General features: G+C 67.2%; 15 protein-coding genes. 6 read left to right on the top strand and 9 right to left on the bottom strand.

All coding sequences use genetic code 11. The features are described from left to right. Nucleotides 1-2 precede the first annotated feature (2 nt). Entirely contained in the window at nucleotides 3-1,511 is a 1,509-nt protein-coding gene (locus GV161_RS01880) for an FAD-binding oxidoreductase (protein WP_152012109.1), read from the top strand. Nucleotides 1,512-1,538: 27 nt separating this feature from the next. After that, nucleotides 1,539-2,717, top strand: coding sequence for an ABC transporter substrate-binding protein (locus tag GV161_RS01875; RefSeq protein WP_152012110.1), 1,179 nt, complete (start codon nucleotides 1,539-1,541; stop codon nucleotides 2,715-2,717). A 12-nt stretch (nucleotides 2,718-2,729) separates the two neighbouring features. Here GV161_RS01875 and GV161_RS01870 read toward each other — a convergent pair whose 3' ends face one another. The 6 genes from GV161_RS01870 to pcaD are packed head-to-tail and all read right to left on the bottom strand — an operon-like array spanning nucleotide 2,730 to nucleotide 6,974. Next, nucleotides 2,730-3,560, bottom strand: a complete 831-nt coding sequence (locus tag GV161_RS01870; protein ID WP_152012111.1) for a shikimate dehydrogenase — start codon at nucleotides 3,558-3,560, stop codon at nucleotides 2,730-2,732. Nucleotides 3,561-3,600: 40 nt separating this feature from the next. Further along, nucleotides 3,601-4,449, bottom strand: a complete 849-nt coding sequence (locus tag GV161_RS01865; RefSeq protein ID WP_152012112.1) for a 3-keto-5-aminohexanoate cleavage protein — start codon at nucleotides 4,447-4,449, stop codon at nucleotides 3,601-3,603. A 3-nt stretch (nucleotides 4,450-4,452) separates the two neighbouring features. Beyond that, nucleotides 4,453-5,064, bottom strand: coding sequence for a protocatechuate 3,4-dioxygenase subunit alpha (gene pcaG, locus GV161_RS01860; protein ID WP_152012113.1), 612 nt, complete (start codon nucleotides 5,062-5,064; stop codon nucleotides 4,453-4,455). Between the two features lie 2 nt (nucleotides 5,065-5,066). After that, nucleotides 5,067-5,789 carry a protocatechuate 3,4-dioxygenase subunit beta gene (pcaH, locus tag GV161_RS01855; protein WP_152012114.1) on the bottom strand — a complete coding sequence of 241 codons (723 nt, stop codon included), beginning with the start codon at nucleotides 5,787-5,789 and terminating at the stop codon, nucleotides 5,067-5,069. A gap of 20 nt (nucleotides 5,790-5,809) precedes the next feature. Beyond that, nucleotides 5,810-6,196 (bottom strand): 4-carboxymuconolactone decarboxylase, encoded by a 387-nt coding sequence (gene pcaC, locus GV161_RS01850; RefSeq protein WP_152012115.1) that lies wholly within the window; start codon nucleotides 6,194-6,196, stop codon nucleotides 5,810-5,812. After that, nucleotides 6,189-6,974: a 3-oxoadipate enol-lactonase gene (pcaD, locus tag GV161_RS01845; protein ID WP_152012116.1), complete on the bottom strand. Its 786-nt coding sequence runs from the start codon at nucleotides 6,972-6,974 to the stop codon at nucleotides 6,189-6,191. Before pcaD ends, pcaC begins: the two co-directional genes overlap by 8 nt. Before the next feature lie 77 nt (nucleotides 6,975-7,051). Here pcaD and GV161_RS01840 point away from each other — a divergent pair, with 77 nt between their 5' ends. Then, entirely contained in the window at nucleotides 7,052-7,960 is a 909-nt protein-coding gene (locus GV161_RS01840) for a LysR substrate-binding domain-containing protein (protein ID WP_152012117.1), read from the top strand. On the opposite strand, the gene GV161_RS01835 is transcribed toward GV161_RS01840, so the two are convergent. Continuing rightward, entirely contained in the window at nucleotides 7,957-9,834 is a 1,878-nt protein-coding gene (locus tag GV161_RS01835) for a sugar phosphate isomerase/epimerase and 4-hydroxyphenylpyruvate domain-containing protein (RefSeq protein WP_152012118.1), read from the bottom strand. The two genes, GV161_RS01840 and GV161_RS01835, sit on opposite strands and share 4 nt — an antisense overlap. A gap of 651 nt (nucleotides 9,835-10,485) precedes the next feature. Here GV161_RS01835 and GV161_RS01830 point away from each other — a divergent pair. After that, complete coding sequence (locus GV161_RS01830) at nucleotides 10,486-11,880, top strand: MFS transporter (RefSeq protein WP_152012119.1); 1,395 nt, start codon at nucleotides 10,486-10,488, stop codon at nucleotides 11,878-11,880. A gap of 404 nt (nucleotides 11,881-12,284) precedes the next feature. Continuing rightward, entirely contained in the window at nucleotides 12,285-13,664 is a 1,380-nt protein-coding gene (locus tag GV161_RS01825; RefSeq protein ID WP_244623875.1) for an FAD/NAD(P)-binding protein, read from the top strand. A gap of 20 nt (nucleotides 13,665-13,684) precedes the next feature. Here GV161_RS01825 and GV161_RS01820 read toward each other — a convergent pair whose 3' ends face one another. After that, the gene (locus GV161_RS01820) at nucleotides 13,685-15,076 is read right to left on the bottom strand and encodes an SLC13 family permease (protein ID WP_152012120.1); all 1,392 of its coding nucleotides are present in this window, start codon (nucleotides 15,074-15,076) and stop codon (nucleotides 13,685-13,687) included. A 71-nt stretch (nucleotides 15,077-15,147) separates the two neighbouring features. On the opposite strand from GV161_RS01820, the gene GV161_RS01815 reads away from it, so the two are divergent. Continuing rightward, nucleotides 15,148-15,702 (top strand): XRE family transcriptional regulator, encoded by a 555-nt coding sequence (locus GV161_RS01815; protein ID WP_152012121.1) that lies wholly within the window; start codon nucleotides 15,148-15,150, stop codon nucleotides 15,700-15,702. Nucleotides 15,703-15,756: 54 nt separating this feature from the next. Here GV161_RS01815 and GV161_RS01810 read toward each other — a convergent pair whose 3' ends face one another. Then, nucleotides 15,757-16,623 carry a LysR substrate-binding domain-containing protein gene (locus GV161_RS01810; protein ID WP_152012122.1) on the bottom strand — a complete coding sequence of 289 codons (867 nt, stop codon included), beginning with the start codon at nucleotides 16,621-16,623 and terminating at the stop codon, nucleotides 15,757-15,759. Nucleotides 16,624-16,705: the final 82 nt, after the last annotated feature.

The raw sequence follows: 16,705 nt of genomic DNA, 5'->3' as shown, positions 1-16,705 counted from the left end.
GCATGGCGGAGGCATTCTTCAACGAGGTCGCTGCGGCGGTCGGGGCCGAGTGGATCAACCGCAGCGAGGAGACGCTGCGCCGCTATGGCGAGAACACCATGCCGGGCGGCGACCGGCGCCCGCTCGGCGTGGTCTATCCCGGCAGCACAGCCGAGGTGCAGGCGATCGTGAAGGCGGCGAACCGCCATGGCGTCGCGCTCTATCCGGTCAGCACCGGCAACAATATCGGGCTCGGCAGCCGCTCGGCGGTGCATTCCGGGCAGGTCGTGCTCGATCTCGGGCGCCGGATGAACCGCATCCTCGAGATCGACGAGACGCTGGCCTTCGCCGTGGTCGAGCCCGGCGTCAGCTACCAGGCGATGTATGACGAACTGGTCCGGCGTGGCGACAAGTTCATGGTCGACGTCACCTCCGGACCGCCGCAGGGCGGCATGCTCGGCAATGCGCTCGACAAGGGCGCCGGCTACGGCCCCTATTTCGACCATTTCGGCTTCTCCTGCGGCATGGAGATCGTGCTCGGGAATGGCGAGGTGCTGCGCACCGGTGATGGCGCGCTCGCCGGCTCCGAGCTGCCGAACTGGCATGTCAGCAAATACAGCTTCGGCCCGATCCTCGATGGGCTGTTCGCCCAGTCGAATTTCGGCATCGTCACGCGCATGGGCATCTGGTTGCTGCCGCGCCCGCCGGCGGTGCGCAGCTTCCACTTCACCTATCCCGATGATGACGACCTCGCCGAGATCGTCGACATCTGCCGGGCGCTCAAGCTCTCAAACTTCGTGCCGACGCTGCTGCGCGTCGCCAACGACGTCTATCTCTGCGGCTCCGAGCACCCCAGTCCCGAATACACCCCCGGCAGCCGTGTCTCGATCTCCGATGCCGGCCGGCGGGCGCTGCGCGAGAAGGACAGGCTCGGCGCCTGGACGGTGTCGGGCGCCTTCTATGGTCTGAGCATGGCGGCGATCGAACCGCAGATCGAGCGCGTGCGCGCCGCCTTCGGCAAGTCCGGCAAGGCGACCTACATCCCGCATGAGGAGGCGCTCGGCTTCCACGCGCTGCAGGTCGCGATCAACGCCTGCTCGGGCGTTCCCGGCGTCGGCGAGCTCGGCCTGCTGAAATGGCGGCCTGGCGGCGGCAATCTCTGGTTCCTGCCGGGCACGCCGATGGTCGGCAGCATCGCCAACGAGTGCCAGCGCATCTCGCGCCGGATCTATGCCGAGCACGGCATGGACTACATGATCATGAACGTCTGCAGCGCCCGCTTCGCCCGCGGCCTGCACGTCATCACCTTCGACCGCGAAAACCCCGACGAGAACGCCCGCGCCAACGCCTGCTACGAGGCGCTCGCCCGGGCCTATGCCGAACGCGGCATCTTCGTCGGCCGCGCCCCGCTCGACTACCACGCGCTGCATATGGGCCAGGCCATGCCGGCCTTCCGCGACAGCTGCACGGCGATCAAGGCCGCGCTCGACCCGGCCGGCGTGATCGCGCCCGGGCGCTACGGCATCGGCTGAGAACGAACCAATAAAGGGGACAACGACATGTCTGACACGTTCAAGATTGCCGCGAGCGCGCTGGCGCTGCTCTCAGCCCTTGCGACGACGGCGTCGGCCGAGCCAGCCCAATCGATCAGGATCGGCCTTGTCACCACCCTGACCGGGCCGCCGGCGGTGCTCGGCCAGCACACCCGCGACGGCTTCCAACTCGCGATCAAGCAGCTCGGTGGCAAGATCGCGGGCATCCCGGCCGAGGTGCTCGTCGTCGACGACGAGCTGAAGCCCGAGGTCGGCATCCAGCGCGTGCAGCAGCTGATCGAGCGCGACAAGGTCGACGCCATCGTCGGCATCGTCTTCTCCAACATCCTGATGGCGACGGCCCGGCGCATGGTCGACGGCCAGACCGTCTTCATCGGCACCAATGCCGGCCCGTCCCCGATCGCTGGCGCAAGATGCAGCCCCTATCTGTTCTCGGCCGCCTACCAGAACGACCAGAACGCCGAGGCGATGGGGCGCCACGCCACGCAGAAGGGCTATCGCAAGATCGTGGTCGTCGCGCCCAACTACCAGGCTGGCAAGGACGTCGTCGCCGGCTTCAAGCGGGAATACAAGGGCGAGATCGTCGACGAGATCTTCGTGCCGCTGACGCAGCCGGACTTCTCAGGCGATCTCGCCAAGATCGTCGCCGCGAAGGCGGACGCGGCCTTCGTCTTCATGCCGGGCGGCCTCGGCGTCACCTTCGTCAAGCAATGGCGACAGGCCGGCGTCACGCTGCCGATGCTGTCGGCTCACACCATCGACGAGACCAACCTGCCGGCGCTGCAGGACGCGGCGGTCGGGACCTCCGGCGTCACCAACTGGTCGCCCGCGCTCGACGTGCCGGCGAGCCGCGCCTTCGTCGAGGCCTTCAAGGCGGAGTACAAGTATACGCCCGCCAACTATGCCGCGCACGCCTATGACGCGGCGATCTGGCTGAACGCCGCCGCGACCTCCCTGAAGGGCGAGATCGCCGACCGCACGAAGCTGATCGAGGCCTTGCGCAAGACCAGGTTCGACTCCGTGCGCGGGCGCTTCGCGATCGGGCCGAACCAGTTCCCGATCCAGGACTATTATCTCGTCGCGGTGAAGAAACGCGATGACGGCAGCTACGCTACCGAGATCGAGAGCAAGATCGCCGAAGGGCTGCCGGACGCCTATGGCAAGGACTGCAAGATGCCGTTCTGAGCGGACGGCTGCTCAGCCGAGCCGCGCCACGGCGCGCAGGTCTTCCGCGGTGGTCGTGGGCAGGCCGAAGAACTCGAGATAGGCCGGGATCTGCTCGAACAGCATGTCGGTGCCGACCTGGACCTGGCAGCCGCGCTGCTGCGCCGCCGCCAGGAAGGGCGTGATGGTCTGCGCCATCACCACTTCGCCGACGAAGGCGGAGGAGGGCAGGCGCGCGATGTCGAGCGGCAGAGGATCGCCGGGCTTCATCCCCAGCGGAGTCGCGTTGACGACGATGTCGAAGCCGGCCGGATCGTTCGAGCCGGTCGAAACCTTGAGCGCGGCGTAATAGCGCGCCAGCCGTCCGCCCAGCGCCTCTGCCGCCCCGCCATTCATATCGAACAGGCCGAGCTCGGCGACGCCGGCCTTGGCGAGCGAAGCGGCGATCGCCGAGCCGACGCCGCCGGCACCGATCACCAGGGCTCGTGTGCCGGCAACCTGACGGCCCTTGCGCAGGACGCCACGCACGAAGCCCTCGCCGTCGAACATCTCGCCGGTCAGCCGGCCGTCGGCCTCGCGGCGCACGGCGTTGCAGGCCCCGGCGATCGCGGCCGTCGGCATGAGATCGTCGACCAGGCCGGTCGTCACGACCTTGTGCGGCATGGTTATGAGCGCGCCATGGGCGTTGGAAAGGCGGAAGAACAGCCTGAGGAAATCGGGATAGTCCTCGCTGCGGCTGCCCATCGGCACGACCACAGCATCGATGCCGTCGCGCTCGAAATAGGGGTTGTAGATCAGCGGCGCCTTGAAGCTCTCGGTCGGGAAGCCGAGATGGCCGATGAGCCTGGTCTTTCCGCTGATCATTGCGTCTTCCGTCCTGTTCCGGGCTGGGAGCAGCGTGGCCTCAGCCGGCGTTGCCCGTCCTCATCGGAATGCCGAGGATCTCGCGCGCCTGCTGCCAGGTCGCGACCGGCCGCCCGTATTTCCGGGCGAGCGCCGCCGCCCGCTCGACCAGCGCGGCATTCGAGGGCGCGAGCCGTTCGCGGTCGAGGCGGACATTGTCTTCCAGGCCGGTGCGGGCGTGGCCACCGGCGGCGATCGCCCATTCGTTCAGCACGATCTGGTTCGAGCCGATGCCGGCGGCGCACCAGGGCGCGTTCTCGCCGAACAGGCGCTTCACGGTGCGGATGTAATAGTTGAACACATCGCGATCGACCGGCATCGCGTTCTTCACGCCCATGACGAACTGGACATAGGGACGATCGACGATCTGGCCGCGCTGCCACATCTCATGCGCCTTGAGGATGTGCGAGAGATCGAAGGCCTCGATCTCCGGCTTGACGCCATGGGTCACCATCTCGGCGGCGAGCCAGTCGACCAGGTCAGGTGCGTTCTCGTAGACGCGGGTCGGGAAGTTGTTCGAGCCGACGGCGAGGGAGGCCATGTCCGGCCGCAGCGACAGCATGGCGCCGCGGGCCTGGCCCGCGCCCGAGCGGCCGCCGGTCGAGAGCTGGACGATCATGCCGGGGCAGTGCTTCTCGAGGCCTTCCTTGAGGCGGCCATAGCGCTCGGGGTCCGAGCTCGGCTTGCCCTCGTCATCGCGCACATGGCAGTGCGCGATGCTGGCGCCGGCCTCGAAGGCCTCCTGCGTGCTCTCGACCTGCTCGGCGATGGTGATCGGCACCGCCGGGTTGTTGGCCTTGGTCGGCAGCGAGCCGGTGATGGCGACGCAGATGATGCAGGGCTGTGTCATGGCTCAGACGTCCAGGAACACGGTTTCGCCTTCGCCCTGGAGGCGAATGTCGAAACGGTAGACGCCGGGCGCGGTGCGCTGGGCGATCAAGGTCCGGCGGCGGTTCTCCTGCTCGACGAGGCCCAGCACCGGGTCGGCGCTATTGTCCTCGTCGTCGAAATACATCCGCGTGTTGAGGCCGATATTGATGCCGCGCGAGACGAGCCAGAGGCTGATATGCGGTGCCATCATGCGCTTGTTGCGCCCCGGCACGGGGCCTGGCTTGATCGTCTCGAAGCTCCAGAGGCCGCTGTCGAAATCGGTGATGATCCGGCCCCAGCCGCGGAAACCCGGCGCGACCTCGCTATGCCGCGGGTCCTCGGGATGAGGGTAGATGCCGTTGGCGTCGGCCTGCCAGGCTTCCAGCAGGATGTCCTTCACCGGCGCGCCGGTGCCGTCATAGACGAGGCCCTCGATGCGGATGCGCTCGCCGGGCACGTCCGGGCCGGCGATCGTCCCGCCGAGCTCATGGCGATAGATGTCGAAGCCCGCCGCGCCCGGCGCCAGGCCGATATGGACGTAAGGGCCGGCGGTCTGGGAGGCGGATTCCTTCAGATAGGGCAGAGCCTGGACCATGATCAGTTGCCCTCCAGGCGGTTCTCGAACAGCGTCGAGCGGCGGCCGCGCAGCACGATGTCGAATTTGTAGGCGAGGCAGTCGAGCGGCACGGCGGCGTTCAGGTCGAGCGGCGCGATGAGCTGGTCGATGGCGCGCTGGTCGGGAATCGTCGCGACGATCGGGCATTTCGCGATCAGCGGGTCGCCCTCGAAATACATCTGGGTGATCAGGCGCTGGCTGAAGGCCGTGCCGAAGACCGAAACATGGATATGGGCCGGGCGCCAGTTGTTGACCCAGTTGCGCCAGGGATAGGCGCCGGGCTTGATCGTGCGGAAGAAGTAGTAGCCGTTCTCGTCGGTCAGCGTGCGGCCGCAGCCGCCGAAATTCGGGTCGATCGGCGCGAGATAGGTGTCCTTCTTGTGGCGGTAGCGCCCGCCAGCATTGGCCTGCCAGATCTCGACCAGCGTGTTCGGCACGCCGCGGCCGTTCTCATCGAGGACGCGGCCATGGACGATGATGCGCTCGCCAACCGGATCGCCTGATTTGGCGTAGTTCTTGATCAGGTCGTTGTCGATCGGGTCGATATCGCTGTGGCCGAAGGTCGGGCCGGTGATCTCCGACATCGAGCCCTGGAGCGAGAGCATCGCCAGGCGCGGGCTGCGCCCGACCGAGGTCTTGTAGTCGGGCGTCAGCGCCGGCGGCTGCCAGGTCCGGTCGCGCTGGTAGAACTCCGCTGGTTTCATGGCGTTTCCTCTGCCTTCTCTTATGCCTGCTCGTCCTGAGCCATGGCTGCGAAGATGTCCTTCGCGATCTTGATGGCGTGGTTGGCGCGCGGGACGCCGGCATAGATCGCGACGTGGAGGAGAGCTTCCATCACGTCGTCCTTGCTCGCCCCGGTGTTGCGCGTGGCGCGCAGATGCAGGGCAAGCTCCTCGTAATTGCCGAGCCCGGCCAGGAGCGCGATCGTCATCATCGATCGCTCGCGCGTCGGCAGCGTGTCACGGGCCCAGACATGGCCCCAGGCGGCATCGGTGATCAGTGCCTGGAACGGGGCGTCGAACTCGGATTTGTTGGCCTCGGCGCGGTCGACATGGGCCTCGCCCAGCACGCGGCGGCGGATCGACATGCCCTTCTCGGCAAGCTCAGTCATGGGCGTGGGCCCTCAGGAACGGGGACAGGATCGCGGCATAGGCCGCGGGCTTCTCGACACAGGGCAGATGGCCCGCGCCGGGGATGACGTGGAAGACGGAGCCGGAAATCAGCGCGGCCGTCGCCTCGACCAGCTCGGCCGGGGAAGCACCGTCGGCATCGCCGGCGATCGCCAAGGTGGGCAGGCGCAGGGCCGCGGTCGCGGCGGTCTGGTCGGCGTGGGAGAGCGCCCTGCAGGCGGCGATATAGCCGTCTGCCGGCGTCCGGGTCAGCATGGCACGCCAGAGCGAAAGTTCCGGCGTGGCGCGGAAGGCGGGAGCGAACCAGCGCTCCATGACGGCGTCGGCGATATGCTCCAGCCCATGACCGGTAATGGCGTCGATGCGGGCCTGCCAGCTCTCGACCGTGCCGAGCTTGGCCGCGGTGTTCGAGAGGACGAGCGCCCGCACGAGCTCGGGACGCCGGCTCGCCACGGTCTGGCCGATCAGGCCGCCGATCGAGAGGCCGACGAAGACGACCGGCTTGCCGGCGAGGGCCTCGATCAGCGCGATAGCGTCGTCGGCGTGGTCGGCGATGTCGGTGCCGCCGCCCAAGGTCGAGAGGCCATGACCCTGCTTGTCATAGCGGATATAGCGCAGATCCCGGGGCAGAAGCGGCAGGATCGCATCCCAGAGCCGCAGGTCCGTGCCGAGCGAGTTGGCGAAGATGACCGCTGGAGCGTCCGCCGGACCATCCGTGCGATAGTGGAGGACGCCATAAGGGCGGGTAAGGGCTTGCACGATCTCTCCTCCTGGCCATAACCTATCAAGGTGAAACCGGCCCGAATAATGCAAAGATCGCTAGGATACATAATCAAATGATTATGCACCCTGCCGTCAAGCTGCGTCATATCCGGGCCTTCCTGGATATCGCGGTCGAAGGTAGCCTCTCGGCGGTCGCGCGTCGCCAGGGCATCACGCAGCCGGCCCTGAGCCGCACCCTGGCGGAGCTGGAGACCCTGCTGGCGACGCCGCTGTTCCGCCGCGAGAAGCGGCGCCTCGTGCTGACCGAGCAGGGCGCGCTCTTTCGCCGTCATGCCAGCATAGGCCTGCAGGCCTTCGAAGCCGGCGCGGCGGCGCTGCATCCGGGCGCACCGGGCAGCACGATCAGGGTCGGCGTGCTGCCGACGGCGGCGACACGCCTGTTCCCGCGCGTGGCGCTGCGCTTCCGCGAGATCGCGCCCGAGACCGTGCTGGCGATCGAGACCGGACCGCATTCCTATCTGGTCGGGCTGCTGCGCGAAGGGGCGATCGACCTCATGCTCGGGCGCATGCCTGTGGCCAGCGAGATGGCCGGCCTGGTCTTCGCCCATCTCTACGAGGAAGAGATCACGCTGGTCGCCCGCGGCGACCATCCGCTGCGCGAGGAGCCGGTGGCGCAATTGCTGTCGCGCGTGCCGGTGCTGCTGCCGCCCGCCACCGCGATCATCCGCCGCGCGGTCGACGATTACCTGCTGACGTTCAACCTGGCCGGGTTGCAGCCCGCCTTCGAGACGGTCGCGCTGCCGGTGGGGCGCGCGATCCTGCTCGGCTCGGATGCGGTCTGGTTCATCTCGCGTGGCGTCGTCGCCGACGACCTGGATCGCGGCGACCTCTGTGAGATCTCGACCGGTGCCCGCTTCCTGTCGGGCGCGGTCGGCCTGACCAAGCGCCAGGGCGGGCCGGCGGTTGCCGGCCTCGACCTGCTGGAGCGGCTGACCAAGGAGAGCGCCGACCGGCAAGGTTAGCGTTTGGGCATTCCCGCCGGGCGGGCCGCGCGCTTCTGCGCGGCGATGCGGAAGGGGGCGTTCGGGGCGCCATAGCCCTGATAATTGCCCTGCCGCTGCACGATCTCGAAGAAGAAGCCGTCGGGCCGCGGCGCCGAATAGAACTGGAAGAACTGCCCGCCCGCATCCTCGTCGTAGAGGATGTTGGCAAGACGCATCCGCTCGATCAGCGCCGGCGGCAGGCCGAAGCGGGCCTCGACGTCGTGATAGTAGTTCGCGCCGATCTGCAGGACCGGGAAATTGCGTGCGGCCATCGCCGCCGCTGTGGCGAAGATGTCGTCGCTGGCGAAGGCGATGTGCTGGACGGAGGAGCCGAAGCTGTCCTCGATGAAGCGCCCGGCCAGGGTCCCGCGCGCGCTGGCCCCGTTCAGGGTGACGCGCAGGCCGCCGGACTGCACCGCCTGCGAGCGGACCAGCCCGTCGGGATCGACGACGTCGACGACCGGCGACTTATGGGCGTCGAAGATGCTGGTGTAGAACAGCGACCAGCTCAGCATCTCGTCATAGGGCATGGTCTGGCCGATATGGTCGATCCGCGTCAGGCCGGCACCCGCGGCTGCCGGGCTCGTTCTGAAGTCGATGTCCCAGATGCGGCCGAGATCGGACGTCGCATCCAGGAAGCGCAGGACGCTGCCGCCGACGCCGCGAATGGCGGGGATGCTGAGCTCGCCCTCGCCGGCGGCCTGCGCATGCGGCTGGGCGAGCAGGGCGCTGGCGCGTTCGAAGGCGGCGCGCGCATCGGGCAGCATCAGTGCGATCTCCGACACCGCCGTGCCGTGGACGAGATAGGAGCTGTTGGCGAAACCGCTGGCGTCGGTGTTGACCAGCACGTTGACGCCGCCCTGCCGCCACAGGCCCACCGGCTTCGAGACGTGGTTGCCGGTCTTTTCGAAACCGCAGGAGCGCAGCAACGCCTCGATGCCCGGCGCTTCCGCCGCACTGGTGGCGAATTCGAGGAACTCGACCCCCGCAACCGGGGCCGGCGGGGGAAAGGCGGGCAGGTCCGCGGGCAGCGCCGGCTCGACGCGGCGCACCCGGTCCATCACGGCGATCAGGCTGCGATGGCCGTCCTGCGCCACCAGGCGCGGCAGGCCCGAGCGGAACTGGTCGTTGAAGATCTCCAGGCTCAGCGGCCCGGCATAGCCTGTCGCGGTCACGGCGCGCATGAAGCCGGTGACGTCGAGATCGCCTTCGCCCGGCATGTTGCGGAAGTGGCGCGACCAGTAGAGCAGGTCCATGTCGATCGCGGGCGCGTCGGCGAGCTGCACGAAGAAGATCCGGTCGCCGGGGATGGCGCGGATCGAATCCGGATCGATGCGCCGGCCGAGCGTATGGAAGCTGTCGAGGATCAGGCCGACATTCGGATGGTCGGCGCGCCGCACCACCTCCCAGGCGTCGCGATGGTCGTTGACGAAGCGGCCCCAGCACAGCGCCTCGAAGCCGACACGCACGCCATGCCGTTTCGCCAGATCGCCGAGATCGTGAAAATCCTGGGCCATGCGGTCGATGCCGCCGAGGGCGGCCGGATGCGTGCTCGAGCAGACCAGCACGAGATCGGTGCCGAGCTGGTTCATCAGCTCGAATTTGCGGGCGGCGCGGGCGAAGGCCCGGCTGCGATAGGGCTCGGGCAGGCTCTCGAAATCGCGGAAGGGCTGGAACAGGGTGATCTCAAGTCCGGCGTCGCGCACCATCTGGCCGACCTCGCCGGGCGTGAAATCCGAGGCGAGAAAGTCCTGCTCGAAGATCTCGATGCCGTCGAAGCCGGCGCCCGCGATGGCTTCGAGCTTCTGCGAAAGATTGCCGGACAGCGAGACCGTTGCGATCGACGTCTTCATTCTCTGCCCTTTCGCGACGGCGCGCGCCTGCATGCTCCGAAACTCGCCTGGCCAGAGGCCGGCGAGGATTCGCCGGACAACGATACCCGGCTGGCGGCGGAAGTGTAGCCCGAAGGTCATCTGAAACGTTTCAGGCACTGCCCAGGCGAGTTGTGCCTCGACGGTGCGGGAGGTTCGGCACGTTGATCGTTTGTCGAGGGCTCGGCGCAGCGGAAACGGCACGCCGGGTGGGCTGCTCGCCCCGAGCACTTCCTCAACGATACATAATCTCCAGATTATGAATTTCAGCGTAGTTTGCATTATTCATCGCGATTTCGTCTTGGTAGGTTATGAGCAGGAGGAGAGATTGCATAAGACTCATCCCTGCGACGGACTGCTCGGCGCTCGCGCGGACGGCCTCGCATCGGCGTAGATGAGCCCCGATTTTGCGGCGCGGCAAGACTTGCGCGCCGCCACCGCCTGCTTCTCCTCCGAATTTGCCCTGCGCACGAGATCGGCCGCGGGCACGGCCGAATTTCGATCGCGTTACCGGGTTTGCGTGTCTGACGGGAGCGGCGTCCGGATCGCCGCAGATTGTGCCTGCCTCGCATAAGCGCCGCACGAAAAGCTGCGGCGCAAGAAACAGAAACAAGTAATCATCGGGAGTGGAACATGACGGCAGCTTTGCATGCTGATATCCAGCACAGGCAACAATCGAAGAAGGCGGCAGCCAGCGGCTGGATCGGCTCGGCGCTGGAGTATTATGACTTCTTCATCTACGCGACCGCAGCGTCGCTGATCTTCCCGCAGATCTTCTTTCCGTCGAGCAATCCGACCGTGGCGATCGTCGCCTCGCTGGCGACCTATGGCGTCGGCTATGTCGCCCGCCCGATCGGCGCCTTCGTGCTCGGGCACTGGGGCGACACGCACGGACGCAAGAATGTGCTGATCCTGTGCATGTTCCTGATGGGCTTCTCGACCATCGCGGTCGGCCTGCTCCCGACCTATGAGCAGGTCGGCATCCTGGCGCCGATCCTGCTCGTCCTCATGCGCCTGATCCAGGGCTTCGCCGTTGCCGGCGAGATCTCGGGCGCGAGCTCGATGATCCTCGAGCACGCGCCCTTCGGTCGCCGCGGCTATTATGCCAGCTACACGCTGCAGGGGGTGCAGGCGGGGCAGATCCTGGCCGCGGCCGTCTTCCTGCCGCTGGCCCATTTCATGCCGGAGGCGGCGTTCAACAGCTGGGGCTGGCGCATTCCCTTCCTGCTGAGCTTCATCGTCATCATCGCGGGCTGGATTATCCGTCGCGAGGTCGACGAGACCCCGGCGTTCAAGGAGGAAGACAGCCAGAACGCGACGCCGCGCTCGCCCGTCATCGAGGCGATCCAGAGCAACTGGCCGGACATGATCCGGGTCATCCTGATGGCGCTGATGAACGTCATCCCGGTCGTCGCCACCATCTTCGGCGCCGCCTATGCGGTCCAGGCCGCCTATGGCATCGGCTTCCACAAGGACGTCTATCTCTGGATCCCGGTGATGGGGAACATCGTCGCCTGCCTGGTGATCCCCTATGTCGGAAACCTGTCCGACAAGATCGGCCGTCGTCCGCCCATCATCATCGGCGCCCTCGGCTCCGGTCTGCTCGCCTTCGGCTATCTCTATGCGATCTCGATCCACAGCGTGCCGCTGGCGATCGTGATGTCGCTGCTGATGTGGGGCGTGGTCTACCAGGGCTACAACGCGATCTTCCCGAGCTTCTTTCCGGAGCTGTTCCCGACCCGGACCCGCGTCTCCTCGATGGCGATCTCGCAGAACATAGGCACCGCCATCACCGCTCTGCTGCCGGCCCTGTTCGCCACCGTCGCCCCTCCCGGCTCGCAGAACGTCCCACTGATCGTCGGCTCGATCGCCTTCGCCATCTGCGTCATCGCGGCAGCGGCCTGCTGGTCGGCCCGCGAGACCTACCGCGTCCAGATGAACGACCTCGGCAATCCCGAGGCGGCTCCGGTCGACCAGGCGAGCTATGAGCGCCTGCGGGACGAGAGCATCGCGGCCTCGCGGGGCTAGATCGGGATCGGCTCGCGCCGACCTGGTTTGACCGGCAGGGCGGCTCGAGATCACGCTGCATTCGGGCGGAAGCGTCCGGATGCAGCGTGATCGATTCCGAGGGACGAGGCGCCAGGCCTCAACATTGGCCCTGGCCGATGCACGTCTGTTTTCATCATCCAGAGCACATGGTGCGAGGCGCCTTTGCGGCGCCACCCAGAACCATACGGCGGCGGCACTGGGCTTGCCCATTCGAGCGGCCGTGGGGTAGCCATGTCGTCGGCGCCATGGCGCCTGATCGCACGGCGGAAGCCGTTCTTCAGAAAAATCAGACGCCGTACCAATGAGATAGATCTCTGCCACGGCGTCCTGTCGATCGCGCATCGAAGCAGCCATGGAGACGGAATGCAGCGGAGAGCTCGCCTGTGAATGCCGCGCCGGGAAAGCGCATCATCATTGTCGGCGGCGGCGCCAGCGGCGTGCTGATGGCCTGCCATCTGCTGCGCGATCCGCGCGACAATTGCGTGGTGACGTTGATCGAGCGCCGCGAGCGGGTCGGGCCCGGCCTGGCCTTCTCGACCGATCGTCCCGAGCACCTGCTGAACGTCCGGGCCGCGAATATGAGCGCCTTTCCGGATGATCCGCTGCATTTCTGGCGCTGGCTGAGCGAGGCGGCCGCGAGCCGGTTCGAACCCTGCCCGGACCCCTACTGCTTCGCGCCGCGCCATCTGTATGGCGAGTACATGTCGCAGCTGGTCGCCCTGGAGCGTCCCGGGGCGGAGGGGCAGGACCGGCTGACCATTGTCCGAGGCGAATGCCGCGCCATCGAGGAGAGGGCAGGCCGGGTCGTCGCGACGCTCGACGACGGCACGACGCATCTCGGCCAGGTGGCGATCCTCGCGACCGGCAACGAGGCCTATGACTGGCAGCAGTCCGACCGCCATGTCAGCCCATGGACGGCCGAAGCGGCCGCGGCGGCAGAAGCGGGCGAGCCGATCCTCATTCTCGGAACCGGTCTGTCGATGGTCGACTATGTCCTGACGCTGCTGCAGAAAGGCTTTGCCGGGCCGATCCACGCGCTGTCGCGGCGCGGGCTGCTGCCGCGGGTCCACCGCGATGCCCCGCCTGTTCGCTTCGACAAGGAGGATATCCCCTTCGGTGCCAGCGGCGCTGCGCTCCTGCACTGGTTCCGCGCCAGGATCGCCGATCACCAGCGCCAGGACGGCGATTGGCGCGGCGTCGTCGATGGAGTGAGGCCCTTCAGCCAGGAGATCTGGTGGAAGCTGTCGAGCCGGTCGAAAGCGCGCCTGCTCGAGCATGTGCGGGCACATTGGGATGTTCATCGGCATCGCATGGCGCCACAGGCCGACAGAAGGCTGCAGGAGGCGGTCGCCAACGGGCAGCTACGCATTCTCCAGGGCAGGATGCTGTCCTGCGAGGCGGGCGAGCACGGCTTGAGCGTATCCTATCGTCCGCGCGGCCAGCCTACCCCTGAGCTGTTGTCGGTCGGCAGCATCATTGACTGTCGCGGGATCACCGCCGATCCTAGCCTGTCGACCAACCCCGCCTTGCAGTCTCTGCTCCGGCAGGGGGCGGCGCGGGTCGACGCATTGCGCATCGGCATCGATGTCTCGGCTGATTATGCAGTGCTCGATGCCTCGGGAGTGGCCTCGCGCCGAATTTTCGCAATCGGGCCGCTGACGCGGGCGGCGTTCTGGGAGACCGTCGCCATTCCCGATATTCGCGAGCAGTGCACGAGGCTCGCGCGCCAGATCGGATTGCTGTCGGTGGCCGCCCTGCCGTGAGCAGCCGGGCAAGCTGACTTTCAGATGAGGTTCAATACCGCCAGCGCCGTGACGACGGCGAATGCGACGCCGAGCATCGCCAGCTGGACCCAGCGCCGATGCTCGGCCGCGCCAGCCGGCGAGAGCTGCACGGCCATCTCGATCTTGCCTGGCGAGGCCATGAGCAGGAAGGCTGCCGCGACATTGTGGATCGCCATGAACCAGAGCACGTCGACGCCGAGCGAGCGGGCGATCTCGGCCTGGGTGGTGGCGAACATCGCGTTCGCGCCGGCGTTGGAGCCGGTGACGAAGCCGCCCATCGCGCCGACGAACGGGGCCGCTGCCAGATAGGCCGTGCCGGCTCCCGCCAGGGTCCGGGCCAGATGCGCCGCCATGCCCGAGACCGCCATCAGGATGCCGAGCAGGATGAACAGGCCAGTCACCGGCGCGACCTCGCGCCATGACGCCCAGGTCTTGCGCAGCGAATGGGGTTCCGGCCGTCCGCGCGCGAACCAGGCTGCGGCAATGAACAGCCAGAGCGCGGGCGAGCCGAGATAGCGCCAGTTCTCGGACAGGCCGCTCGCGCGCACGGCCCAGCCGGCGACCAGCACACCGCCGAGCAGGACGGCATAGCTCCACAGCGCCCTGCGTCCGATCGCTTCCAGCGGCACGCTGCCGCCGCGCCGATGTCCGAGGAGGACATGCAGGACGATCATGACGAGCGCACCGAGCGCGCCTGCCGGTGCCGTTCCGAACAGGAGGTTGGCCGCTGCAACCGCGAGCGTCAGCGCGACGCCTGACAGCGTGCCCTGCAGGACCGCCTTGCCCCGCTCATCGGGGGCGGCGGCGAGCCAGGCTGCGATGATGCCGGTCACGATGAACGGGATGATGCTGATCGCCGCGGAGGCGACGCCGAGATCGCGGAAGGAGAGGCCGGACATCGTCGCGGCGATCAGCGTTCCCGGTCCCATCGAGCCCCATGGCACCGCGCAAAGGCCGAGCAGGCCGATCACCGCCACTTTGCGCGCCGGCAGGCCGAAATGCGCCAGCAAGGGTATGCCGATGGTCACGCCGATGCCGAAGCCGGTCAGCGATTCCGCGAAGGGCGTGACGCCGTGCACGACCAGCAGGATGGCGCCGACGCCCTGGCCGGCGCGCCCGCGGATCCAGCTCGCCAGTGCAGCCTGCCCGCCGGCCTGCCGCAGCACCTCCGACAGCAGCAACCCGCCCGCGACGATCAGCAGGACTTCCATCAGGATGGGAGCCCAGCGCATGGTTGCGGGCATGATGCTGTCGGGCGAAAGCGGGAAGGCCAGCAGGATGGCGAGCGCGGCCGTTCCTACGCCGAGAAGGGCGGCGTGGAGGGAACGTGCCCCGAAAGCGAGGGCAAGGACTGTGGACAGGACTGGCAGCGCGCTGAGGAAGGCGGGCATGGTGTATACTCGTTTTGCAGATACGAAATCATATTTGCTAATATGCAAAACGACAAGAGCCGAGGTGTGATTTGGACGCTCAGGTGCAGGAACAGGATGTCCGGTTCGGCAATGCCGTGCGTACGCGCCGCACGCAGCTCGGCGTGACGCTCGACCAGCTCGCGGAGACGAGCGGTGTTTCGGCGGCTGCCCTGTCGCGGGTTGAGCGCGGGCTGCTCAGCCCGACATTGCGAAACGCGATCGCCATCGCCCGGGGGCTCGGCCTGGAGCTGGCGGAGCTGGTGGAGCGCGACAATGCCAAGATCACCCGCGCAGGCGAGAATCTGCGCTTCTTCGACGATGTGACGGGGATCGAGCGGTTGACGCTGGCGCGCCCGACGCCGGATCTGGAGCTCTTGTCCTACAGCGTCCCGCCGAGAGCGACATCGAACCGCTTCGCGCCGCATAAGCCGGGAACCCGCGAGATCTTCCACATTCTCACCGGCCGCCTCGAAGTCCATGCCGGGCAGGAGGTCATGACGCTGGAAGCCGGCGACACCGCGACTTTCCTCGTCGATACCGAGCATTGGTTCAGCAATGTCGGCGAGCAGCCGGTACGCATCATCCTTACGATCCTCGGCCCCTGATGCCACGACCCGGTGCAGCAGAAGCGCCTGCGCTTTCCCCGAGCGGCGTGTGCTTCAGAGGTCCTGGACCGTTTCGAAGAAGCTGCGCACCAGCGGCAGGCGCTGGCGTTCCGCCCGGCAGACGACGTATTCGCCGACGTCGAATTCGGCGCCGGTGATGACGATGCGTTTCAACCCGGCTTCCAGTCTGAACTCGGAGGCAAAGACCACGCCGATGCCGAAACCGAAGGCGACAGCCTCGCGGACGGCCTCGCGCGACTGCACCTCCAGCAGGTTCGCCGGCTTGATCCCGGCGACGGACAACCGGTTCTCGAAGACCTCGCGAGTGATCGAGCCGCGCTCGCGCAGGACGATATCCTGGCCGGCGAAGGCCTCGATCGGCAAATGCTCGTGCCTTGCCAGCTCGTGCTGGTCCGAGACGAAGGCGATGAGATCGTCGGAGCGCAGCTTGATGCTGTAGATGCGCGGGTCGGAGTTGGCGCGCGCCGTGATCGCCACGTCGGCGGCGAAGTCCATGATCTGATCGACGACCTCCGAGGAATTGCCGATCGTCAGCGAGAAGGTCAGTCCCGGATAGCGCTCGCGCATGCGGGCGAGGGTGGCCATGACATGGGTGGCGCTGTCGGCCGCGATGCGCAGATGGCCGCGCTGCAAAGTGCGGCTGCCGGCGAGCAGGGACTGCGCTTCGTCCTCGGCTGCGAACAGCCTGGCGGTGATGACGAACAGGCTCTGCCCGAGCGGCGTCAGCTTCACCTGCCTGCCGGCACGATCGAACAGCCTGACACCATAGGCGTCCTCCAGTCCGCGGACCTGGGCAGACAGGGTCGGCTGACTGACATTGCGCGTCCTGGCGGCGCCGGTGAAGCTCTGGGCCTCGGCCACGGCGTGGAAGGCGGAGAGTCCGGAATAGCTGATGGCCATGCCATAGATCCTATCTATGGATGATATGGAAACGATGTATTGGACCTATGTCAATCGCGATCCTAGCGTCGAGATCACCCGC

It is taken from the genome of Bosea sp. 29B (genome assembly GCF_902506165.1).
Classification (GTDB): Bacteria; Pseudomonadota; Alphaproteobacteria; order Rhizobiales; family Beijerinckiaceae; genus Allobosea.
Note: the sequence above shows the minus strand (reverse complement) of the source record. Positions and strands in the feature narration are given on the sequence as shown.